19 protein-coding genes are annotated in these 22,868 nt (G+C 62.9%); 8 read left to right on the top strand and 11 right to left on the bottom strand.

Annotation, left to right across the window (positions count from 1 at the left end; translation table 11 throughout):
• Nucleotides 1–45: 45 nt before the first annotated feature.
• The 3 genes from sseA to M2332_RS12615 all read left to right on the top strand — a co-directional run bounded on the left by sseA (nt 46) and on the right by M2332_RS12615 (nt 2,694).
• The gene (gene sseA / locus M2332_RS12625) at nt 46–930 is read left to right on the top strand and encodes a 3-mercaptopyruvate sulfurtransferase (RefSeq protein ID WP_319801490.1); all 885 of its coding nucleotides are present in this window, start codon (nt 46–48) and stop codon (nt 928–930) included.
• A gap of 66 nt (nt 931–996) precedes the next feature.
• Nucleotides 997–1,746, top strand: a complete 750-nt coding sequence (locus M2332_RS12620) for a glutathione S-transferase family protein (RefSeq protein ID WP_264574316.1) — start codon at nt 997–999, stop codon at nt 1,744–1,746.
• 69 nt (nt 1,747–1,815) lie between these two features.
• Nucleotides 1,816–2,694 carry an MBL fold metallo-hydrolase gene (locus M2332_RS12615; RefSeq protein WP_264574315.1) on the top strand — a complete coding sequence of 293 codons (879 nt, stop codon included), beginning with the start codon at nt 1,816–1,818 and terminating at the stop codon, nt 2,692–2,694.
• An 18-nt stretch (nt 2,695–2,712) separates the two neighbouring features.
• Here the strand turns inward: M2332_RS12615 and M2332_RS12610 are convergent, their stop codons facing one another.
• From M2332_RS12610 to M2332_RS12600, 3 genes are read right to left on the bottom strand one after another with little or no spacing between them, the layout of a single operon-like run.
• Nucleotides 2,713–4,476: a pyrroloquinoline quinone-dependent dehydrogenase gene (locus tag M2332_RS12610; protein WP_264574314.1), complete on the bottom strand. Its 1,764-nt coding sequence runs from the start codon at nt 4,474–4,476 to the stop codon at nt 2,713–2,715.
• Between the two features lie 37 nt (nt 4,477–4,513).
• A complete protein-coding gene (locus M2332_RS12605) occupies nt 4,514–5,032 on the bottom strand; it encodes a c-type cytochrome (protein WP_264574313.1) in 519 nt (172 codons plus the stop codon).
• A 10-nt stretch (nt 5,033–5,042) separates the two neighbouring features.
• Nucleotides 5,043–6,293 carry a spinster family MFS transporter gene (locus tag M2332_RS12600; RefSeq protein ID WP_264574312.1) on the bottom strand — a complete coding sequence of 417 codons (1,251 nt, stop codon included), beginning with the start codon at nt 6,291–6,293 and terminating at the stop codon, nt 5,043–5,045.
• A 488-nt stretch (nt 6,294–6,781) separates the two neighbouring features.
• On the opposite strand from M2332_RS12600, the gene M2332_RS12595 reads away from it, so the two are divergent.
• Nucleotides 6,782–7,714: a LysR family transcriptional regulator gene (locus M2332_RS12595; RefSeq protein ID WP_264574311.1), complete on the top strand. Its 933-nt coding sequence runs from the start codon at nt 6,782–6,784 to the stop codon at nt 7,712–7,714.
• Between the two features lie 28 nt (nt 7,715–7,742).
• Here M2332_RS12595 and M2332_RS12590 read toward each other — a convergent pair whose 3' ends face one another.
• Nucleotides 7,743–8,909: a MalY/PatB family protein gene (locus tag M2332_RS12590; RefSeq protein ID WP_264574310.1), complete on the bottom strand. Its 1,167-nt coding sequence runs from the start codon at nt 8,907–8,909 to the stop codon at nt 7,743–7,745.
• Between the two features lie 472 nt (nt 8,910–9,381).
• Here M2332_RS12590 and M2332_RS12585 point away from each other — a divergent pair, with 472 nt between their 5' ends.
• Nucleotides 9,382–10,449, top strand: coding sequence for a pyridoxal phosphate-dependent aminotransferase (locus M2332_RS12585; protein WP_264574309.1), 1,068 nt, complete (start codon nt 9,382–9,384; stop codon nt 10,447–10,449).
• A 227-nt stretch (nt 10,450–10,676) separates the two neighbouring features.
• Here M2332_RS12585 and M2332_RS12580 read toward each other — a convergent pair whose 3' ends face one another.
• Nucleotides 10,677–11,687 carry an MBL fold metallo-hydrolase gene (locus M2332_RS12580; RefSeq protein ID WP_264574308.1) on the bottom strand — a complete coding sequence of 337 codons (1,011 nt, stop codon included), beginning with the start codon at nt 11,685–11,687 and terminating at the stop codon, nt 10,677–10,679.
• A gap of 283 nt (nt 11,688–11,970) precedes the next feature.
• Nucleotides 11,971–13,158 (bottom strand): hypothetical protein, encoded by a 1,188-nt coding sequence (locus M2332_RS12575; protein WP_264574307.1) that lies wholly within the window; start codon nt 13,156–13,158, stop codon nt 11,971–11,973.
• A gap of 243 nt (nt 13,159–13,401) precedes the next feature.
• On the opposite strand from M2332_RS12575, the gene M2332_RS12570 reads away from it, so the two are divergent.
• The gene (locus tag M2332_RS12570) at nt 13,402–14,130 is read left to right on the top strand and encodes a GntR family transcriptional regulator (protein ID WP_264574306.1); all 729 of its coding nucleotides are present in this window, start codon (nt 13,402–13,404) and stop codon (nt 14,128–14,130) included.
• Between the two features lie 30 nt (nt 14,131–14,160).
• Complete coding sequence (locus M2332_RS12565; protein WP_264574305.1) at nt 14,161–15,177, top strand: helix-turn-helix domain-containing protein; 1,017 nt, start codon at nt 14,161–14,163, stop codon at nt 15,175–15,177.
• 69 nt (nt 15,178–15,246) lie between these two features.
• Here M2332_RS12565 and M2332_RS12560 read toward each other — a convergent pair whose 3' ends face one another.
• From M2332_RS12560 to M2332_RS12550, 3 genes are read right to left on the bottom strand one after another with little or no spacing between them, the layout of a single operon-like run.
• Nucleotides 15,247–15,993 (bottom strand): SDR family oxidoreductase, encoded by a 747-nt coding sequence (locus tag M2332_RS12560; RefSeq protein WP_264574304.1) that lies wholly within the window; start codon nt 15,991–15,993, stop codon nt 15,247–15,249.
• A 34-nt stretch (nt 15,994–16,027) separates the two neighbouring features.
• Complete coding sequence (locus M2332_RS12555; RefSeq protein ID WP_264574303.1) at nt 16,028–17,233, bottom strand: cobalamin-independent methionine synthase II family protein; 1,206 nt, start codon at nt 17,231–17,233, stop codon at nt 16,028–16,030.
• Nucleotides 17,234–17,292: 59 nt separating this feature from the next.
• Nucleotides 17,293–19,854, bottom strand: coding sequence for a TonB-dependent receptor (locus tag M2332_RS12550; protein ID WP_264574302.1), 2,562 nt, complete (start codon nt 19,852–19,854; stop codon nt 17,293–17,295).
• Nucleotides 19,855–20,051: 197 nt separating this feature from the next.
• Between M2332_RS12550 and M2332_RS12545 the strand changes: the two genes are divergently transcribed.
• Entirely contained in the window at nt 20,052–21,107 is a 1,056-nt protein-coding gene (locus M2332_RS12545; RefSeq protein ID WP_264574301.1) for a mandelate racemase/muconate lactonizing enzyme family protein, read from the top strand.
• Between the two features lie 15 nt (nt 21,108–21,122).
• Here M2332_RS12545 and M2332_RS12540 read toward each other — a convergent pair whose 3' ends face one another.
• Nucleotides 21,123–21,839 carry a ThuA domain-containing protein gene (locus tag M2332_RS12540; protein WP_264574300.1) on the bottom strand — a complete coding sequence of 239 codons (717 nt, stop codon included), beginning with the start codon at nt 21,837–21,839 and terminating at the stop codon, nt 21,123–21,125.
• Nucleotides 21,839–22,867 carry a 6-bladed beta-propeller gene (locus M2332_RS12535; protein WP_264574299.1) on the bottom strand — a complete coding sequence of 343 codons (1,029 nt, stop codon included), beginning with the start codon at nt 22,865–22,867 and terminating at the stop codon, nt 21,839–21,841. The genes M2332_RS12540 and M2332_RS12535 overlap by 1 nt, the downstream gene beginning before the upstream one ends.
• Between the last annotated feature and the right edge of the window lies 1 nt (nt 22,868).

Raw genomic sequence — 22,868 nt, 5'->3', positions numbered from 1 at the left:
CAACAGCATGGCGACGCATCGCGAAACACGGGTCGCCCGGCATCGATGAGGACCGCTATGGACAATCTCGTTTCCACTCAATGGCTCGCCGAGCAGCTTGGCGCTCCCGATCTCTGCATCGTCGATGCGACGCGGCACCATTTCGAGCCGGAGCGGCAGTCCGCCGCCGAATATGAAGCAGGGCACATTCCGGGCGCGGTGTTTCTCGATCTGCTTCATCTGGTCGATGCCGCCTCCCCCATCGATAATACGATGCCGCAGGCGGAGCAGTTTTCGGCCCGGATGCGCGAGCTGGGCGTTTCTGCCGATCAACGCATCGTTATTTACGATGACAGCGTGGTGAAGACGGCGGCGCGGGCCTGGTTCATGTTCCGCATGTACGGCCTGCCGAATGTTGCCATGCTCGATGGCGGCCTGGCGAAATGGAAGGCCGAGGGGCGGCCGCTCGCCACCGGTATCGAGACGCGAACGCCCAGCACGTTTACAGCGTCCTTCGACGAGACGCGCCTGCGCGACAAGGCGGACGTTCTGCGCAACATCGAGGACAAGACCGCGCAGCATATCGACGGCCGCGGCGCGGCCCACTTCAGCGGCGCGGATGAAGACCCCAATCCCGCCGTTGCATCCGGCCATGTGCCCGGCTCGATCAACGTGCCCTTCTGGGATCTGTTCGAGGCGGACGGGACATTCAAGAGCGACGAAACGCTCAGGGGCGTGTTCGCGAACACCGGCGTAGACCTCTCCAAGCCGATCATCACCAGTTGCGGGGGCGGTGTCGTCGCCTGCGCGCTTGCCCTCGCGCTGGAGCGGATCGGCAAGGAGGATGTCGCGCTTTACGATGGAAGCTGGACGGAATGGGGCGCCGATCCGGCCCTGCCCAAGGCCAAAGGCCCCGCCCAGCCCACCTCCGCCAAGCCTGCCTCCGCCTGAGCGAACGGCATCAGACCTCCCTCGAACAAACCCCGCCACGCCCCCCGGCCGGCGAAAGAGAGTGCCATGACCCAGACCAACCCCATCCGCATCTACGACCTCAATCTCGTCACCGGCGCGACGATCAGCCCCTTCTGCTGGCAGGCCAAATATGCCGTGGCCCATAAGGGGCTGGAGGCCGAGATGAGCGAGGGGGGCTTTACCTCGCTCTCGCGCCGCACTGGTGGCCGCACCGATTTCCATCCCGGCATCAGCGATGGCGACACATGGGTGTTCGAGAGCCTGCGCAGCGGCGATTTCGTCGTCGCGGATTATCTCGACCGCGCCTATCCCGACCGACCGATGCTGTTCCGCAATGCGGACCATCATGACTATGTGAAGTTCCTGGATACCTGGCTGTGGGCCACCGCGATCAAGCCTTGGTTCCAATGCTACATCCTCGACTATCACGATCTCTCCCTGCCGGAAGATCGCCCCTATGTGCGCGAAAGCCGCGAGCGGGATTTTCTGGGCGGACGCACGCTGGAGGACGCGCAGGCCGGACGGGAAGAGCGCCTGCCGCTGGTCGTGCCGCAGCTCGAGCCGCTGCGCGAAGTGCTGCGCGAGCGCAGATGGCTCGGCGGCGAGGCGCCGGACTTTGCCGATTATTCCGCGCTCTCCATCTTCCTGTGGGCCGCCTCCGTCGCGAAGACGCCGCCCCTCCCCGAGGATGATTTCCTGCGCGACTGGTATGAGCGCGGCTGCGATCTGTTCGGCGGCATCGGTCGCCATCCCGGCCTGCATTCCATCTTCGGCCTGAAGATGCCGACCGCCTGAACAAGCCCCGGTCCGTGTACGGCCGGTTCGCCGGCTGTCCGCGCCCATTCGAGACCAACAAGCATGACGATGTGCCAAGCGCGCGGCGGTCCCCGGATCGCCGCCTTTTTCCATGAGCCGAGCTTTACCGTCAGCTATGTCGTGCATGATCCGGCCTCCCGGCAGGCGGCGATCATCGACAGCGTGCTGGATTTCGATCCGGCCTCCGGGCGCACCGCGTTCACCTCGGCCGATACCATCACAGCCCATGTGGTCGAAGCCGGACTGACGGTGGCGTGGCATCTGGAAACCCATATCCATGCCGATCATCTCTCCGCAGCGCCCTATCTGCAGGCGAGGCTCGGCGGCCAGTTGGCGGTCAGCCGCGCGATCATCACCGTGCAGGCGCTGTTCGGGCGGCTGTTCAATGCCGGCAGCGATTTCGCGCGGGATGGCTCGCAGTTCGACCGGCTGCTCGAGGATGGTGACAGCCTGCCCTTGGGCAATCTCGACTGCCAGGTTCTCCATGTGCCCGGGCACACCCCCGCTGATCTCGCCTTTCTCATCGGCGACGCCGCCTTTGTCGGCGACACGCTGTTCATGCCGGATTACGGCACGGCCCGCGCGGACTTTCCCGGCGGCGATGCGCGCACCCTGTTTCGCTCGATCCGCCGCCTTCTCGCCGTGCCAGACGAGACGCGCCTGTTCCTCTGCCATGATTACAAGGCGCCGGGCCGCGACACTTTCTGTTGGGAGACCACCGTGGCCGCCCAGCGCGCGGACAACATCCATGTGCGGGACGGCATCGATGAGGAGAGTTTCGTCGCGATGCGCGAGGCGCGCGACAGGTCGCTTGCCATGCCTCAGCTCCTGATGCCCTCCATTCAAGTGAACATGCAGGGCGGCCGCCTGCCCGAGCCCGAAGGCAATGGCGTGCGCTACCTCAAGATTCCCATCGACGCCTTTTGAGGACGTTGTTCAGGCAGGTCATTTCTTCGCCGGCAGCTTGAACACGAAGATCGAGTTGCCCGCGCCGGAGGGCAGCGGTGTCTCCGGGAACGCCGCCGCGATGGAGCTTGCCGAAACACTATAGCCGGTGGGGACGACGAGATATTGCTCGCCGTCCAGCTCATAGGTCATCGGCGAGCCGCCGACCGGCGCATTGAGCCGCTGCTGCCAGAGGACCACGCCGGTCTTCTGGTCCCAGGCCTTGACGAAGCGGCCCGCATCGCCGCCGATCACCAGCCCGCCCCCGGTCGCCAGCAGCGAGGATGTCGGGACGGTGCGCTGCCGCGCCTTCCAGCCTTCAACCCTCGGCTTGCGCGCGCCAACACTGATCGCCTCGACCAGCCCCGCATCCGTCACGCCTTCAGGCAAGGTACGCGGCCCAAACTTCATGGACGCGATGATGTTGCCGGTGGTGAACTTGGTCTGCGTGGCCGAGATGGTGTTGCACGCCTCCGTCAGCGGCACATAGAATTGCCCGGTGAGCGGACTGTAGGCACCGGCCTGCCACAATTTGCCGCCGGAAATGGAGGTGCAGATGTTCACTTCCTCGCCCAGCGCCTTGATGATCATCGCCTCATTGGGATGAACCGTCCCGTCCGGATCGATGCGCGAGACGGAATTCTGGAACACCGTGTCCTTCGACCAGAGATATTTCCCCGTGTCGCGATCCAGGGCGAAGAAGATGCCGTTCTTGCCCGCCACGGAGATCATCAGGCGGCGCATCTTGCCGCCCTCCGGCACATCGACCAGCACGCGCTCGAAGGGGCTGTCCAGATCCCAGTTGTCGCGGGGGAGATGCTGGTAATACCATTTGATCTTGCCGGTATCGGCATCGATTGCCAGCGTCGAATTGGTGTAGAGGACGTTGCCCTTGCCGGTGCCGCGGATCAGCTCCGAATAAGGGCCGGGGCCGCCGGTGCCCCAGAAGGTGGTGTTCGTCCGGGGATCGTAAGAACCAGTTGCCCAGGGCGTGCCGCCCCAGCGATTGGCCGGCGGCACCTCCCCCCAGCTCCGGCCCTGCGCCGGATTGGCGGGATCGTCGATAGTGTTGACGCGCCACAACTCCTTGAGCGTCTTGAAGTCGTGCGCCATGATGTAGCAGCCGCCGGCCGAACCGGCGGTCGAGCAGCCCGAAATCGCCGAGATGATCTTGCCGTTCACGACGAGCGGACCGACCGTGTAGCTATAGCCCTTGCGGTAATCGAGAGCCTGCACCTCGCGGCGGACCTCGCCCGTCCGCGCGTCCAATATGATGATGCGCGCATCGACCGTGGTGAGCACCACGCTGTCCTCATAGAGCGCGATGGAGTTCTTCTGGCGGCGGCTTTGATAGGCTTGATAGCTCCAGTCGGCGGGAATCTTGGCGAGGGCCGGGCGATATTCCCAGATCAGGTCGCCTGTGCGGGCATCGAGCGCCTGCACGATATTGTTGTTGGTCTGCAGGAAGAGGATGCCATCGTGCATCAGCGGCGCCGTTTCCTGCACGCCCACATCAGCCATCGGCCAGGCCCAGACGAGCTGCAACTTGCCGACTGTCTCGCGGTCGATCTGCGCGAGCGGGCTATATCCCTGATTGTCGATCGTGCGGCGCCAGGAGAGCCACTCGCCTGCCGGCGGATCGCGCAGCATCTGGTCGGTGACCGGCTCGTAGCGCTCCCTCACGCCTTGCGCGTGGGACGGCACTGAAAGGCCTGCCAAGACCAAAGCGGCCCAGGTCATTGCAGCAAGGGGAGGCTTGCTCATTATAAACTCCATATCTGAGCAACCGGGCGCGGCAGGATCACTTCACGCTCGGCAGTGTCTTGCCCCAGGTGTAGGCTTGCGGAACGGCCTCAGGCGCCTCGGGTGGGGCGCTGGATGCAGGTGCCGGGCTGCCATGCGCACCGGCAATGGCTGCAAGGGACATGCCCTTCATCGCTTGCGGGTCCGCCATCAGCGGCACTGCGCCGGCGCGGGCGCCGTTCGCCTTGAGGATATAGGCGACGATGTTCAGATAATCCTGCTCGGCAAGTCGCCCGGGCGCCTGCGGCGGCATTGCTGTGCTGATGTAGCTATATAGCCCTGCCACCGTGTCGAAATTCTGCATCACATCCGTGCCGACAAGGCCGGGCGCATTGGGACCGCGCAGTTCCGCGCCGTGGCACATCGCGCACTGGCTGTTATAGGCCTTCTCGCCCGCGCTCGCCTGCTCGGCCGTGAACACGGTCACGGCCGGTTCGCTGGCAGCAATCGTGGAGGCTGAGAGAACCACAGCCGCGAGGGACACAGCCCATATCCGGACGAGATCTGTTCGGCTCATGGTTCTGCCCTCACGCACCGGCCCATGTCCGCGCTTCGGCTGTGTCACTGGAGAGATGGCGCCCGGCCCGCAGCATGATGGGGCCTGCAATCACCCCCACAAACGCCGTGATCGCCATGGAATAGCGGATCGCCTCATCCTGCCAGATCGTCGCCAGCTGGTCGTTGAGGATGCCGACGCCCAGCGGGCCGATGATCTGGCCGAGAATGGCGATGGAGAGGACGTAGAGCGCCATGCCGAAGGAGCGGATCGGCACCGGCATCACCTGAATCAGCAACAGGGACAGCAATGGCACCATCATGCTCGCGGCGACGCTGTCGATGGCCGCCCCGATCGCCACGAAAAGGATATTCGTCGAGAAGAGAAAGACATATTGCGAAAGGCCGACGGCGGTGAAGCACAGAGCCGGGAGCCAAATCCGCCAGCGCTCGTCATAGCGCAGCAGGCGCGCGAGCAGGATGCCACCGCCGATCGCCCCGACAAGACCGGAAATACCCCGAATGGGGCCGAGCAGGCTGGCGCTCTCCGCCACGCTCATGCCGTGCACGCGCAGCATGAAGGTCGTGCTCCAAACAATGTGCGCATAGAAGGAGATCGTCACCAAGGCGGCGCCGAGTGTCGCAAACACATAAGTGCGGCGCTTGAGCAGGAAGGCCAGCGAGCTCTTGAATGTCGGCTTGGCGGCCTCGCCATCCGGCGCCTTGTCATCGAAGCGGCCCCGCTGCGGCTCGCGCACCGTCAGCATCATCAGCAGACCCAGGCCCAGGCCCACGCAACCGGCCACCCAATAGACGACGCGCCATCCATAAAGATGCCCCATCCACCCCGCGATGGGCGTGAACACCAGCCCGGATATCGCGGTCCCGGATGCCATAATGGAGAAGGCCAGCGGCCGATGCTTCTTGTCGAAAATGTCCGAGAGCAGCGAGGTGGAGGGCGGCGTGCCCGCAGCCTCGCCGGCGCCCATCAAAAAGCGCGCCGCCGCCATCTGCCACACATTGGTGACGAAGCCCGTCGCCAGCGTCATCACGCTCCAGAAGGAGAAGCCGATGCCGATGATCATCTTGCGGTTCCATCGGTCCGCCAGTCGCGCAATGGGAATGCCCATCACCGCATAGATCAGCACGAAGGCAACGCCGGTGATCAGACCCAGCTCTGTGTCGGTCAGCTTGAGGTCCGCCTGAATGAGCGGGAAGAGCAGCGAGATCAGCAGCCGGTCGAAATAGTTGAAGGCATAAGCCAGGGTGAGCAAGGCGAGCATATAGATCGACCGGGGGGTCCACCCGCCGTCGCGCGATACTGAGGCGTCAAGAGCGGCCGGTGCGGCGGCTGAAGAAGGGATCGATGACATAGAACGGCCTTCAAACTCGATATGAAACGGGGGCGATGCGATGCGCAGATACGCCGCTAAATCCAACTCCGCTCATACGGTCGTCATCCTCTCAGGTCGGGCTGCAGCCCCTCATTGTCCATCATGCACGGCGAAGGCAATTGGGTGGGATGCGCGTTCGCCCGGATGATATTTTCCCGATGGCTAACATGGCGCCGCGGCGCCCACCATGGCGCCTGATCCATATTGGTCATCGACCTGCTGCATAGCACCGGGCCTTCGATGAGCAGTCCAATCAGCTAAACAAGAGCGCGCCTCTGCGCGGCCGAGCCTGTCGCATCGTGGGCGCTGGCCTTTGCCGGCAAAGAGGATAACGCTGAAGCCTCGCGCAAGCGACTGCGACGGAATAAGGAGCGGATATGGAATATGGCAAGCTTCGCAATTTCGATCTGAACCTGCTGGTCGTGCTGGGTGCGGTCCTGGAGCATCAGAGTGTCAGCGCCGCCGCCGACGAGCTGTCCATGTCGCAAAGCTCGGCCAGTCACGCGCTCACCCGGTTGCGCCGCCTGCTGGGGGATGAGCTGTTCGTCAAGACGCGCAACCGCATGATGCCGACCCCAAAAACGCTGGAACTGGCGGGCCCGATCAACGAGATTCTTCAATCAGCAGGGAATATCCTGCTCTCGACTGCATCCTTCCAGCCGGAACTGGCCGAGCGGACCCTGCATCTTGCGCTCGGCGATGTCGGCGAGATCATGCTGATGTCGACACTCCTCGAGTTCGTCCGCAACACGGCGCCGAGTTGCAAGATCCAGACAGTCATGAGCCTTGCCCATGAAGCCGAGCAGGAATTGCTGGACGGCAAGCTCGATCTTTATGTGGGCTTCATCGCCTCGCCCTCGCTCGATTTGATGTGCCAGAAGCTCTACGACGACGACATGGTTGTCATCTGCGCGACCGACTATCCCTATGAGGGCGTCATGACGATCGCGGATTATGCCGCTGCCGATCATGTCATCCATCAGATCCGCTCCGCCGCCAAGACACGGGTTGATCATATGCTCGACAGTCGGGGCCTGCGCCGCAACTCCCGGATCATCACGCCCAATGCGAGCGCGACGCCCTTCATCGTCTCGAATGACAAGACGCTGATCGCGCTTTACCCGCGATCGCTCGCCACCTTCATGAAGAAGATCCACGATATCAAGATATTGGAGCTGGATTTCGACACCGGCACCATCGAGGTGCTGCAATATTGGCACCGCCGCTATAACAATGATCCGCTCGTCTCATGGCTGCGCAAGTCGATGTTCGGCATGTTCAACGACGCGACGAAGAACCGGGGCGGGTGAGGCTGAAGACCCATCCCGGCGGCCGCAATCACAGCGCCTTCATCGCCTTGCTCATCCGGTCCATTGCCTCTTGCATGATGGGTAGGGGCGTGGCGAAAATGAAGCGGGCGAACCCTGCGAAGTCCTTGCCACACGTCACGCCCTCGGTGAGATAGACGCCGGCCTTCTCCTTGAAGAAGGCACCCGGATTGTCGGCGACAGCGGACCCGCGAAAGTCCAGCCAGCCGACATAGGTGCCCTCCGGCATATGGTAGTGCACGTCCGGCAGCAGATCGTGAACGAGGTCCGCCATGGCCCTGCGGTTCCGGTCAAGATAGGCCACCACGTCTTCCAGCCAGGGAAAGCCCTCGCGGTAGGCCACGGCATTGGCCACGACGCCGAGATTGGCGGTGCCATGGGCCGCGAAAAAGCCGATCCTGTTCCAGATCGCCCGATCCGCATCGTTACTCGTGATCACCTGCGCGCATTTCAGCCCCGGCAAGTTCCACGCCTTTGATGCGGAGAGCGCGGTAATGGTGTGGCCCGCCGCAACCTCGTTGACCGAGGCATAAGGCAGGTGCCGGTTGCCGGCATAGGTCAGCGGCGCCCAAATCTCATCGGAGAACACCCGGCCACCATTGCGCTCAACCAGTTCCGCAACGGCTTCCAGCTCCGCGCGGCTGAACACACGGCCCACGGGATTATAGGGGTTGCACAGGATCAGCAGGTTGCCGCCCTGATCGAACCCCTCCTGGATGCCGGCCATATCGAGCGCATAATGCCCATCCTCATACCGCATCGGCACTTCGATGACCTCGCGTCCCATCATCGGCGGGATGGAGAGGAAGGGCATGTAGGATGGGGTCGGCACGATGATTTTCGATCCGGCCCGCGAATGATGCTCGATCGCCAGCTCCAGCGCCTTGATGACATCCGGCACCACGCGCACATCGGCAGGCTCGACCGTCCTGCCGTGACGCGACTGAAGCATCTGCGCCGTTGCGGCCCGCAACTCGGCAGTGAAGCGGGTCGGCAGATATCCGAAGGCCCCCTGATCGACGATTTCATGCAGCGCCTTGGTGATCACGGGCGCGATACCGAAGTCCATCTCCGCGACGAAGGCGCCGATCAGATCATCCTGCACCGCCCATTTCGTCGCACCGGTGCGGCGCAGATCGTCAATGGTAATGCGGTCGGTCTTTTCGATGAAAGTCACAGCACATCCTCAGCCACGGCCCCGACGCGGCGTATGACAATGCTTCGTTCAGCGTCCGTCACACGCGCGCAGGCTTGCCTGAACCGCGCGAACATCACGCTGGCCCATCGCCTTTATAATCCACCTCAAATTGAGATGCTGCCTCGGCCAACACCAATGATGAATTCTGATATTGGTTATGCGCCCGGTTCATGGCCGTTTTCTTGACGGTCCCACGGCAGGGCCATAGATTCCCGCCGAATAAGATTTCGATCAAACCATTCAATATCAACGCAATTTCTAATTTCTGGCCATTGTTTAGGGGCGCGCGGCAGGTTTCGCCCAGCCGCGCCTCTGCGGCAGGCTTAGCGCCTGATGGCCGTCCCCATCAGCGGGCCCCCATCGCACAATAAAGACCTTAGGAGATATCGAGATGATGCAGGACAAGAAGCGCGCGCCGGCCCGGGCACCTGGCCTGGTTCAAGGCGGGGCCGTGAATGTTCCTTTCCTGCAGACCGATCGCGATGCGCCAGTCGCCAGCCTGTTTGGGCCGCTCCCCGGCCAGGCGCGGCTCGTGGGGAACGAAAATCCGTTCGGCCCCGCCCCCAGCGCGCTCAAGGCACTCGCTGAAACGGCCGGGTCCGGCTGCTATTATGCCGACCGGGGCGTCTTCCATCTCACCTCGATGATCGCCGAGCGCCATGGCGTGACGCCCGCGCAGGTCGTGCTCGGCGCCGGATCGACCGAAATCCTGTGCGCAACCGCGCTGGCCTGGGGGCAGAAGGGATCGATCATCTGCCCCAGCCTGTTCTGGGACGCGCCAATCCTCTTCGCGGAACGCAAGGGCGTCGCGTGCATCTATGTCCCGCTGGCCGCGGACATGAACTTCGATCTCGATGGCATGGCGGGCCACCTCAGCGAAGACGTTGCGCTCGTCCACCTCGTCAACCCGAACAACCCGACCGGCATGGCGCTGGACAACGCCGCCCTGCGCACTTTCGCGCGCACCGTCGCGCAAAGCGGCGCGACCTTGCTGGTGGACGAAGCCTATAACGAACTCTCCGATCAGCCGGAGGAAAGCTCGCTGGTCGATCTGGTCCGCGGTGGTGAAGATGTGATCGTCACCCGGACCTTCTCGAAAATCTACGGCATGGCTGGGCTGCGCGTCGGCTATGCGCTGACCAGCGAAGAGAATGCCGCGCGCATCCGCAGCTACATGACGAGTTTTGGCGGCAACGTCGCAGGCATCTCTGCCGCGATCGCCTGCTACAATGACGAGACCTTCCTCGCCGCATCCCTCGCCTCGATCCGCGAGGGGCGCGAAATGATCCTGGATGCCGTCGCCCGCGCCGGTTTGACCGCCCTGCCCAGCCAGACCAATTTCGTCTTCGTCAAAGTCCCGGATGCCGACGCCCTCGACCGCGCCATGCGCGATCGCAACATCGTCATTCGGGGCGCGTTCGGTGAGTGGACGCAGTACTCCCGCGTCTCCGTCGGTCATCTTCACGACGTTGCACGCTATGCCGAGGCGCTGCCGAACATTATCGAATTAATGGTTTAACTGTCACATCCACCGAGTGGTTAGATCTCGTAGCCGCATATTGATCCTTCGCGTCAAGAAAAGGAAATAACGGTCTTTGACCTGTCCTGGTGATCGATGTGGATGAGGGCACCGAGGGACAGCAATCCGTCCATGCCATCGATCGACTTCTGGTCGAGCGCAGAATATCACGTAGGCAATGTGCCTGAGTTCAGCTCGAGGGCGCTTGATCTTTGTCCCTATGTCAATCACATCACGCGGGATTCTAGGCCGACGAATGACAGGTCTCGAGTTTCTCCCGCCCGGAGCGCCGGAAAGCAGGTCGGATCGATCCCTTTCGCGACCAGACCGGCCTGCAAGCGCGTCCGGGGTTCGTCCCATGGCTCGTCGGTGAGCTTGAAGGCGCCCCAGTGCATGCCGATGGCGGCTCGTGCTTCAAGGTCCAGCATGATCTGGATCGCTTCCTCCGGATCGGTGTGCTGGGCGGCCATGAACCAGCGCGGATCATAGGCCCCGATCGGGATGATCGCGAGGTCCATGGCGCCGAAACGGTCGCGCATCCGCCGAAAGATGCCGCCGGTGCCATAGCCAGTATCGCCGGCGAAGTAGACGAGCCTGCCGGCCGCCTCGATCACGAAGCCCGCCCACAAGGCCATGCGCCGGTCGCGCCATCCGCGCGACGACCAGTGGAGTGCGGGCACGATATGCACCTTGAGGCGCGGCGCAACCTCGATGCTGTCGCCCCAGTCTCCCACGCCAAAGCGGGCAGCCGGAATGTGCTTGCGGACGATATAGTCGTTGCCCAGCGGCGTGACGATCAGCGGATGGTGACGACTGTGAAGCGCCTTGAGCGTCGCGATGTCGAGATGATCGTAGTGATTGTGGGAGAGCAACACGGCGTCGAGCGGGGGAAGGTCCGCCAGCGCAACGCCGGGCGCGCAGATGCGTCGAGGCCCGGCGAACGAGAGCGGGCTGGCGCGATCGGACCAAACGGGGTCTGTGACGAGATTGTAGCCCCCGATCTGGATCAACAGGGTGGCGTGGCCAATCATCGTCACACGCAGGCCGTCGACCCTTTCGTCCGGCACGACAGGCTTCACCGCGACCGACTTGGGCCAGGGATTATCGGGGACGTTGCGCTTCCAGCGCATCACGTCCCGCAGTGAGCGGTCCGTCTCTGGTTCGTCGCGTAAATTGTGAAAGCGGAGACCGTCGAAATGATCGGTGACGGGGCCGTTATAGTAGCAGTTCTTCGGCATGTATTTCGCCGACTCCCTATCCGGCGCCACTCAAATGGCGTTTCACTGTGGCAGATCAAGTCCGGTCAGGAGAGGGCGACCGCCCGGCGTCGGGTTGCTCAGCGTTGAGATCGTCAGAGCGAGATGCCAGTGCTCAGGGCAGGAGATCTGACGTTCTATAGTGATCAGCCAGCTGTCCTGTCAGACGTGATTGGTTGCGATTTGGCCCTATCCGTGCGTCTGCATTTCTGACGAAAACGGCAGGGTCAACCCGCGACACCGCAGCGACAAGCATCATCCCCCGTCACTCGACCCGCTCGATGACCAGACACTCGTCCCGGAACCACAAGCGCCCGTGCTTTGCCAGAACCTCCCGGGTGGCAGCCAGATAGCCAGGTCCTGTCATTTGCTCGGCCACGCGCTCATTCTCGATTTGCGCCACATAGGTTGCGGCGATCCAGGCGGAATAAAGCGCAGACGTACCGATGAGCGTGGCATCCCGGTCGCCTTCGCTGCCCAGCACGTGCATTTCGAAGCGAATCGACGCGGCTTCATCGGAAAGCGTGTCGAAGGCATAATGGGCGGTGCCGCCGGACAAGGCTGCTTGCGTGGCCCGGATCAGGTCCTGCCGGCCGTAGGGAAAGGGCTGCTCCTCCGGCCAGACCTTGCGAATGATATCCATGGCCGGATCGTCGCCGGCGGATTGCACCACGATCAGTCGGCCGCCGGGGCGCAAGGCCCGCGCCAACGGCGCCAGCACGCGCTCAGCCTTGAACTGCACGTCGGCCTTGAGGCGAAAGGGCTGGCTCGCCAGGACCAAATCGAAATCGGCCCGTGTCGCGGCCGGGCGAGGAATGACCCGGTCGAGGATGAACCGATAGGCTTCACGATAGAGCAGGAGCACAGTCGGCGTTTCTGGCGACAATGCGCCCGTCGCAGGGTTGGCCTTCATCCGCCAATGGTCCGCGAGAAACGGCATGAGAGACTGGATTTGCTGCTCCATGTCGGCGGAGGTCTCGCCGTTCAATGCGACGTCCTTCCAGACCAGCGCCTTCTGCGCCTGCGGACGCGACCGGCGCAGCCAGGGCGCCTCGGCATAGGAGATGTTGGTGAGTGCTACGACCGTTTCGGGATGCTCGACGAAGCGATCCGGCAGCTTGTCGAGCGCGAGGCGCAAATCCTCGAGACTAATCTCCTTGCCGACCACATAGAAGGGCAAGTGCGGGAAGCGCCGGTGCATGGCGCGCAGTAGGCGCGACATCACGGTGCCGTCGCCAACGCCGGCATCGAAGAACCTCAGTGCGGGCTGCTGCGGATCGAGATGCTCAAGCTCCTGCGCCACGCGGTCGGCGATCACCAGCTTCTCGGTACAACTGTGCACGAACATCAGGTAATTCTGGCGACTGTCGTAGAAGCGCGGCTTCGGCCCGGAGGGTTGGGGCGCTTCATCCTCCGGCACGCGGTCGGGCCGGTTTCTATTCGTCAGTTGCATATCCGCTCCCCTATCGCCTCGCGACCTTTGCCTGCCGTTCGCAGGCGGAGCGAATTGTCCATCCACGGATGGCCGGGTAAACCACATTGCATCCCACTCGTCCAAGAAGCGCGGTTTCCGGGCCTTCCCAACCTGCCTCAGGCGGAACTTCCGCTTCGCCAATCCGGCATGGACGCGCGATAGTATCTGCGGCGTGCCGTTCTGCCGGACAGCGCCGGCCCGGCGCGCTATAAACGCCCGACGATGACCCCGCCCCCTGACTTCCCTGCCGATGAAGGCGCCGCCGACACCCGACCGTCCCGCTCGTCCGTGCGTGCCCGGCGCAAACTCCAGCGCAGGCACGGCCTGGTCGAAGACGTGTTCCAGATCATTCGCGCGGACATCATGGCTCTGCGCATTCCGCCAGACTCGCGGATCTCGATCGACAAGTTGGCCCGCGAACTCGGCATTTCGCAAACACCGATCCGCGAGGCCTTGAGCATGCTGGAAGCGATCGGCCTGGTCGTGCGGCGCCTCTATGCCGGGTATTGGTGCGCGCCGCAGCTTTCCAGGACGCAGATCGACGATCTCTTCGCCGTCCGATTGCTGCTGGAGCCGCACGCCGCCCGACATGCGGCGCTAAACATGACCGACGCGGATATGCGCGCGTTGACACGCCATGTCGCGCTGATGGACCCGCAGACCCATGTTTTCGGCTATGATGACTACGCCGATCGCGATGCGGAATTGCACGAGATGATCGCGCGCGGCAGCGGCAATACGATCATTCAAGAGACGCTGGGACGGCTGCACGCGCACCTCCACATTTTTCGCCTGAAATCGAATACCGAGGTCGCGATCGAAGCCAGCCGCGAGCATGGGCTCATCGCGCAAGCGCTGAGCCGTCGGGACGCGGACGGGGCCGAAGCCGCCATGCGGCTACACATCGGCAACTCCTATGAACGGCTGATCGGAGAGCCGCAGCAAAGCTAGGCTTGTGGCGAACCGTCTTGCGCAGGTCCATTGACTGCCAGCGCAACTAGGATATCGTATAGGAAATACGAAAAACGGTGGAGAGGACCGTCTTTTATGCGTCGAGCGAGAGCCATTGAGCCCAGTCAGGCACCTCCCGTGGTCTGGAAAGGCGGGCGGGCGCAGGTGACGGTGCACAGCCGCATCCCAAACTCCATGCTTTTGGCCGAACAACTCGGGCCGCTGTTGCTGATCCAGATGCGGTGCGGCTCCGTGACGATTTCCCGGCCGGAAGGCGCATTGACCCCCGCCGATCGTCAATCGACCTTCATCCTCGTCCTGTCCGGCGGGGCCAGCCTGCGCCATTATGGCCGGCAGATCGAACTATATCCCGGTGACATCACCATGTACGACCACAGCGCCGAATACACGCTGCACTTCGGGCAGCCGACCCAAGTGATCATGATCCGGGTGAACTCAACCGCTATCCGGCAGATTTTTCCGGTGCCCGACAGCTTCTATGGCCAGCGCATTCCTGGCGATGTGGGGCTGACATCCACCGCGCTGGCAATGGCGAAGGATCTCTCCGCCAAGCTCGAAACAAGGCCCGGTCTCCACTTCAACGAGCGTGTGGCCACGCATTTGCTGGATGTTCTGGCCACCGCCTACGCGGAAGTCATGGACGAACCATCATCCGCGACGTCGCTGATGGAACGGCGCTTCTGGAAAGTCCGCCTTTTCATCGAGGAAAATCTGCGCGACCCGTCGCTCTCTCCCTCGCTCGTGGCGGAACGGCTTAAGCTGTCCGACCGCTACCTCCGCATGATCTTCGCGGTAAGCGACGAGTCCCCATCGGCCTATATCCTGCGGCGGCGGTTGGAGGAATGCGCGCGGCAGTTCAGCGACGAGCGCTGGCGGGGCCGATCCATTACGGAGATTGCGTTCAGCTGGGGATTCAACAGCGCCCCGCATTTCACGCGCACGTTTCGCCAGCATTTTGGCATGGCGCCCAGCCAGTATCGCCTACAACACGCGACTGAGAGCGCCGAACCGGCCCTGTTGCAGTAAATCTTGGAAAAGCGGCACCCGGAGGAGCGCGCATAAGCCCCACTTCGGAATGACGGATTTACGCGCTCGTTATCGCGCGCCGGCCACGGCGATATTGGCCCCGGCCACATAAGAGGCCGCGTCGGAAACCAGGAACATGACGGCGGCGGAGACTTCCTCGGGCTGACCGGCCCGGCGCATCGGCAAGGCCGAGGCGATCCGGTCCAGTTTCCCCGGGACATGAATTTCGGTGTCGATCGGGCCGGGCGACACCGCGTTGACACGAATGCCCTGCGGAGCGACTTCGCGCGCGAGCCCCAGTACGAGGCTGTCCACTCCGCCCTTGGTGGCCGCGTACCAGACATGCTCGCCGGGCGCCCCATAGAGCGCAGCGCGCGACGAGATCAGCACAATCGAGCCTCCTCCCCCGCCGTTCGCGGTGGACATGCGACGCACGGCCTCGCGCGCACACAGCAAGGCGCCGGTGAGATTGACATCCACCACCTTGACCAGGAGGTCGTCGCTCGCGTCCACAAGTGCCGAGGATTCACCGACGATGCCGCCATTATAGACCAGCGCCGCCAGTGGGCCGACCTGATCGACGGCCGCGAAGAGCGTGGTGATATCGCCGGCAACACCAGTATCCGCCTGGACCGCCTGCGCCCTTCCGCCTTCCGCGCGAATGGCATCCACCACGGCCGCTGCCATGTCCGCTCGGCCGGCATAGGTGAGCAACACATGGTAGCCCGCCTTGGCGGCGTCTCGTGCGATGGCAGCTCCAATGCCCCGGCTTCCGCCGGTCACCAGAAATACGCTGCGATCGCCTTGATCCACCATGTTTGATCCTCTTGACTCGGCATCCATACGCAAATCAGGATTTCAGACGCTTGCTGGCGATGCGGCAGCCTTCCGCCATGGCCGACAGCTTGGCCCAGACAATCTCCTCATGCCCCACGCGCGACCCGATGCCACAATCGGTGCCGGCGTGGAGATTCTCCATGCCCACCAACTTGGCGAAGTTGACCAGCCGCTCCGCGACCAGTTCCGGATGCTCGACCAGATCGGTGTAATGCCCCACCACTCCCGGCGCGATGATCTTGCCATCGGGCAGCTTGAGCGTCTCGAACACGCGATACTCATGAGCGTGTCGCGGATTGCTCGCCTCGAACGTATAGGTCTGCGCGTTGATCATCAGCATCAGGTCGGCGATGTGCTCAAAGCCGATATCGTGCACATGCGGACGGTGGCCACTGCCCCAGCACATGTGGAAACGAACCTGCTCCTCGGGCAATCCTTCCAGCGCGTGATTGATGACCTCCACGCAGAAGCGCAGATAATCGCGATATTCCTCGACGCTCCAGTCGGGGTGGAACATCCACGCCGTCGCGAACTCCGGCTCGTCGATCTGGACGATCAGGCCCGCATCGGTGATCGCCTTATATTCCTCGCGCATAGTCGCCGCGACCGCCATCATATAGTCGCGCTCGTCCCGATAATGCAGGTTGCGGGTGCCGGCGCCGAGGCTGAGCGGGCCGAGCGCCGCGATGAAGCTGTCCGCGCCATCCTTGCCGACCAGCGCCTTTTTGAGCGCCGCAATATCCTTCTGGATTGCTTCCTGACCGATATAGGTGACCGGCCCATCGCAGATCGCTTCCGTCTTCGAGGGCTGGGGCACGACGCCGGGCTTGGAAAAGCCGGGACGCACCGGGCCGCCCGAGCCGGCGAACCACAGGCCGGATTCATAGAAGCCGGGGAAATCGCGGCGATCCCGCTCGGCCACAAATGCGCGTTTGGGTGCGAGGCCTTCTGGCCGTTCGCGTTGCCCAAAGCCGGTGATGCGAGCCTGAATATAGCCCACATAATGGCCCATATTGGCGGCTTTGACATATTCGCCATCGTTGACGATATCGACACCGCACGCGATCTGCTTGTCCACCACCCACTGCACCGCCAGCGGCAGTTGCTCGTCGATCTCGGCGCGATGATCGTCGGCCTTCGCCAGCAGCACGTCCAGCTTGGCGGGCCGGGGCAAGTTGCCGCCGTGGCTGCTCAGAATGTGGTCGGTAGAACGTCTCATATCAAATCAATCTCCATGGCGGTCCTCGCCAGCGCTGCCGGCGAGGACTGCGCGTTGAATTAGAAAGTCTTGCTGACCTTGAGGTACCACTCCCGCGGCGCGGCAGGCTGGCCTTGGCTGCTGGCGAAACCGATACTGCTGTAGATGAAGTAGTTGCGATAATAGGCCTTGTTGGTGAGGTTCGTCGCACCCAGCGAGACGGACAGGCCAAGATCGTCATTCTGGTACGTCAGGCGTCCGTTGAAGGTCGAATAGGCCTTCTGGAAATAGGCGGGATCGACCGCATCAAACGGAATGCTGCCTGTGTAGAACCAGTCCAGCCGCGGCGTGACCGAGCCTGCCAGCGACGGAACCGGGACGCGATATTCGATCCCTGCATTGGCCGTCCATTCTGGAATGCCGATGCCAACGGCGGTCAGCCGGTTGGTTATCCGCCCCGGCGCGTTGAGGTCGGGCGAGGTGAATTGCGAATAGCCCAGCGACCCATTGATCAGCAGCCCCTCGACAGGCCTCGCCTCGAGCTCCAGCTCGAAGCCTTTGGCCTTGCCCGGCAGGTTCACGAAGAACGTCCGGCCAATGCACTGCACACCCTGACCGGCTGCAGCCTCCGCAGGGGTGCGGGCGCGACAGGTGGTAATGCCATTGCCATTAGCGACATCAGGAATGACGATCTGTGTGCCCGGCAATGGGCCACCGTTGGTGCCGATCTGCGCTTCCTGCCCGCTCAGGCCGAAGATGCGCGTCTTGTAATCGGTGTAGAAGGCCACCGCGTTCAGGCGCACCCGTCGGTCGAGAAACTCGGTCTTGATGCCGAGTTCATAGGCCTGCGTGCGATCGCCGGGATATTGCTGATTCTGCGAAGGCTGCAGCGGCCGCCCATTGAAGCCAGGGGCTTGCGAGCCGGTGGCCGCCGACACATACGCGATGGTCTGGGCATTGAGTTCATAGGTCAGCCCGGCCTTCCAGTCGAAGCGGCTCTCCTCGGGTTTGACATTGAACGTCAGGTTCTGGGAGAAGTTCGGCTTGCCCGGATCGCGATCGTCCAGATTGGAATAATGCACGTCCTTCGCATCCTTCGAGTAGCGGCCGCCCAACACGACGGACAGGCGCTCGAACGGACGCACAGTGACATTTGCGAACACCGCCTTGCTGGTGGGCTCGTAGGTCGTGTTCTGATATTTGAGGAAACCGTTCCACGGTGAGTAGGTGACGGCCCGATTGCGGCCATCGGCATCGAACAGGAAGACACCGGCAACCCAATCCAGCCACTGGTGGCGCCCGGAAAGCCGGGCTTCCGCACTGATATATCGGGAGGTGATCGTCGCCAGCGTGTGTTCCTGCACCAACGGCGAGCCATCGGTATCGAACGCATGCGTGTCGCTGAAATTGCGATAGCCAAGGATGCCGGTGAATTCGATATCGCTCGTCAGGTCGATGGACAGCTTGCCGGAAACGCCCCAGTTCACGACATCCACGCGCGGGCTGTAGCAGACCCCGCCATGATTGGGATTGCCGTTGTAGAAGGTGCTGCCGGCAACCACCGTACCGGCGCCAACCGGATCGCAATAGGTCGCATAAGTGGAGAAGCGGTTGCCGGTCAGAAACCTGTTATCATAGGCCACGCCCAGCAGGTTGGCCTGCCCGACCCAGGACGCGCGCGTCGCGGCGCGAGAGGCATTAGTCGCGATCAGAGTATCGGCGACATTCTCCGACTGATCCTGGATATAATCGGCGGACAGAGTGAAGCGGATGCCGTCGCTCGGCTGGAATTTCAACGCGCCTCGCACCGCGCGCACGTCTTCGCCACCCAGCGTCCCGACCTGACAATCATCGGGCCGGTTGTTGGGAGAAGAGGCCAGCGTCTGGTCGACATAGGGGATGCGCCCCGCCAGCTGCGGCGTGCCATTGGCCTCCATCTGACACCGGAAATCGAGCCGCTTCACAAATCCGTCGCGCCTCTTGGAGAGAACGGAGAGCGACATGCCGAGCTTGTCCGCCACGATCGGCAGATTGATTCCGGCGCGGAAATCGCGGCGCTTGTAGGCGCCGACCGTGACGTCCACGAAGCCGGAGGCCTCGGTGAGGCTGGGCTGCTTGCTGACGAGAACGACGCCACCGGCGAGCGCGTTGCGCCCGAACAGCGTGCCCTGCGGGCCGCGCAACACCTCGACATGCTCCAGATCGAGCAAGTCGAAATTGGCGCCGAGCAGAAGCGGATAGTAGATGTCGTCGATATAGAAAGCGACGGCGGCCTCACCGGCCAGGCTCGTATCGCGCGAACCGATGCCGCGAATATAGGTCGTTACCCCCGGGCCGAAGGCACCCTGCGCCCGCGAGAAGGTGGCGTTGGGCACGACCTGCGAAATCTCCGCTGCCGACTGGATACCGCGTGTGGCGAGCGTTTCGCCCGTGACGGCGGTGATCGCAATCGGCGTATCCTGCACATTGGTCTGCTGTCGGGTGGCGGTCACGACGATATCGGGAAGGCCGTTCCCCGCCGCGCTGGCCCGATCGGTTGTGCCTTGCGTCTGCTGCGCCTGCGCCGCTGCGCCGGCGCTCACCGTCGCAAGCAACATGCCGGTCAACATCATCCCCGCCTTCTTGCTAATAGCCTTCCGCATTTCACCCTCCTGAACCCCGCTTTTCTTTGACTCGGGACCTAAACCATATGAGGTGGGCCTGCGCGCACTTATCCGTTTCGGAAGTTTGCCTTGCGGATTGGCCGGGACAGTCGGCTCTTTATTGCCCGCGCCCCATCGGCGATGCAGACAGGCGCCCGAACTCTGGGCACGGTGCCGGGGTCGAACGGGAGAGCGGCATGAAGATCACCGGCGGCAAGGTGATGGGTGCGACGGTCAATTTCGAAGGCGCGATGGCGGGAACGCACATCGTGCTGCGCCTGATGACCGACCAAGGCATCGAGGGCATCGGCTCTGTCAGCCGGGTGAACCCGCGCACGCTCAAGCCCCTCATTCTGCTGATCGAAGCGATGGTCGAGAGCCTCATAGGGCATGAGGCGGAGGTCGAACCCATTCACGACCGGCTCACACGCCCCCTCCTCGGCGCGCCGGTCAGCGGGCTGGAGTTGCGCGCCGCCAGCGCAATCGATGTCGCCCTTTGGGACATCAAGGGAAAGGCGGTCGGTCAGCCGGTCTGGAAACTGATGGGCGGGTTTCGCAATCGGTTGCCCGTGTCCGCCAATTGGGGACTGATGCCCGGGCCGCCCAAGGACGCGCTCGCCGCCCACATCGCCGACCTCCTTGGCCGGGGGTTTCGGGCGATCAAATGTCCGGTCGGCTTCGCCCCGCTGGCGACGGCAATCGAGCATGTCCACTTCGTGCGGTCATGCGCCGGGCGGGACGTGCGCATCATCGTTGATGGCAATTTTCAGTGGACAGCCAAGCAGGCGCTGCATTTCGCGCGCGAGACGGAGCCGGACGATCTCTATTGGATCGAAGACCCCGTCGCCTATCATGATTATGACGGCATGGCCTTCGTGCGGGCCAACACGAGGCAGGCGATCTGCGCCGGCGAAGTGTTCCAGCACCCCCACGAATTTCGCGCCCTGATGGAGAAGCGCGGCAGCGATTATGTGATGATCGACCAGGACCTCGGACTCACGGGCTTCCTCAAGGTCGCCCATATGGCGCAGGCCTATGGACTGCCGGTCGTGAACCATCTGGCGCCCGAAACACTGAGCCACGCGATTGCCGCCGTACCCAATGGATTGATCGTGGGCCTCGTCCCCTGGGCGCAACCGCTCTTCCAGGAGAAGCTGCAGATCGAGGACGGCGACCTGATCCTGTCCGATCGGCCCGGCCTCGGGCTAAGCTTGGATGAGGATGTGCTGGAGCGGAACGGCCCCGGCGCCTGAAGCACCGGCTCTGCTCTAGGCGAAAGGACGCCGCCGCGCGGCCCACTCCACGCCGCGCTGGATCAACGTCTTGAACACGGGGTCCTGCCAAGGGCCGCGATGATCGGGCTGGTCGGGCCGATCCGCAAAGGGTTTGTCATAGGGGCGATTGGCGTGCCCCAGAGCCAGATACAGCAGGCCACCCTCGCCGACATGGCGCCGATACATCAACGGCCAATTCTTGGTTTCCATCATGCGCCCGCCAAAGGCCTCGCCGCCCCAGTGGCATTGCAACAGAACCTCGATATCATCGCGCACCGTCTCGACGCAGTAGAGCTCGTCGTCGATCTCGAAGGGCGCAATCCCCTCGAGCAGCGGGTCTTCCGGACGAGCGGTGTCTACCCGGAACCGCTGAAAGGGCGGGTGCGTTATGAACCGCGTGCCCATGATCTGCGGCACAATCTGATTGTCCCCCACCGAATTGCTGGCATGGAGCGCGAACCAGCGTCCACCGCGCTCCAGAAAGGCCCGCATGACGCTCGACGCCGCTTCCGAGACCGGCACTTGCGAGGTGTAGCTGACAACCATGTCGCAGCGCGCCCATGCATCCACATTCTCATAATCGATGAAGCAATCTGTGCGAATGCCGCCGGCATCATACAGCGCCTGCGCCAGGTTGATCCGGGCGTAATCAAAGTCGTGATTGCGATGGGGGCTTCCGCAAACCAGGTTTGCGAGCAGCGGCAGCGCCATCAGCGATCGACCCTGCGGAACTTCTGGATCTGGTGATCGATGCACGCCTCGCGCGCGATGCGATTGAAGCCGGAGCCAAAGGAGACCGAAACCTCGGCCACATAGAGGCTGCCTTGCGAATCCAGCGCCAGGGCGTGCGGCGCGATAAAGTTGCCCGGGGCCGAGCGGGCGTTGGAATCGGCGCCCCATCGCGCGACGATATTGCCCTGCGGCGCAAACACCGTCACGCGGCCGGGCAGATCCCTGTCCGCAAAGCCATGCGTAAAAGACCCTTGGCCGGCTTCCATCGGCCGCCAGAGTTCGGAGACGTAAATCAGCCCCTCGTCGTCCACCACGACGTCCGTCGGGCGCAGCACGTCATCCCAGATGGCGATGAACTTGCCGGAGCGGTCGAAGAACTGCAGGCGGTCGTTCTCGCGGTCGCAGACGATCACATTTTCCTGACGATCGAGCGCGATGCCGTGGGGGAGATGAAATTCGCCCGGGCCGGTCCCCACCTCGCCCCAACTATTGAGCAGTTCGCCTTTGGGCGAGAAATGATGGATGCGCGCATTGCCATATCCGTCCGCGACGAACATGTCCTTGTTCTGCGCGATGCACACATTGCAGCAGCAGTTGAAGCCATCCGCAGAGCGCTCCACATACTCATTGTGATGGATCTGCGGCCTCCGGCCTTTGATCGATCCATAGCCGGTATCGCTGACCTTGCGCGGTTCGCCCAGCATCCACTGGAAATTCCCCTCCAGGTCGAACACCCGCACCACGCTGTCCTGATCGTCGGTGCAGTAGACCAGGTCGTCATGGATGGTGATGCCATGGGCGCGATTGAACACGCCATCGCCCCATTTGTAGAGGAAGTTGCCGTCTGAATCATACACCATCACCCGCTCTCCCTTGCGGGTGTGGAGGAAGACCCTGTCCCGGGAATCGCAAGCGACGCCGGCTACGTCCTCATGGCTGAATTCATCACCGGCAGGACATTTTTCCCAATTGGGCACGACTTCGAATGTGATTGAGCCAGTGGACATG

This window comes from Sphingobium sp. B11D3A (assembly GCF_025961695.1).
Lineage (GTDB): Bacteria > Pseudomonadota > Alphaproteobacteria > Sphingomonadales > Sphingomonadaceae > Sphingobium.
The sequence above is the reverse complement of the archived record's forward strand: the minus strand, read 5'-3'. Positions and strand labels throughout refer to the sequence as shown.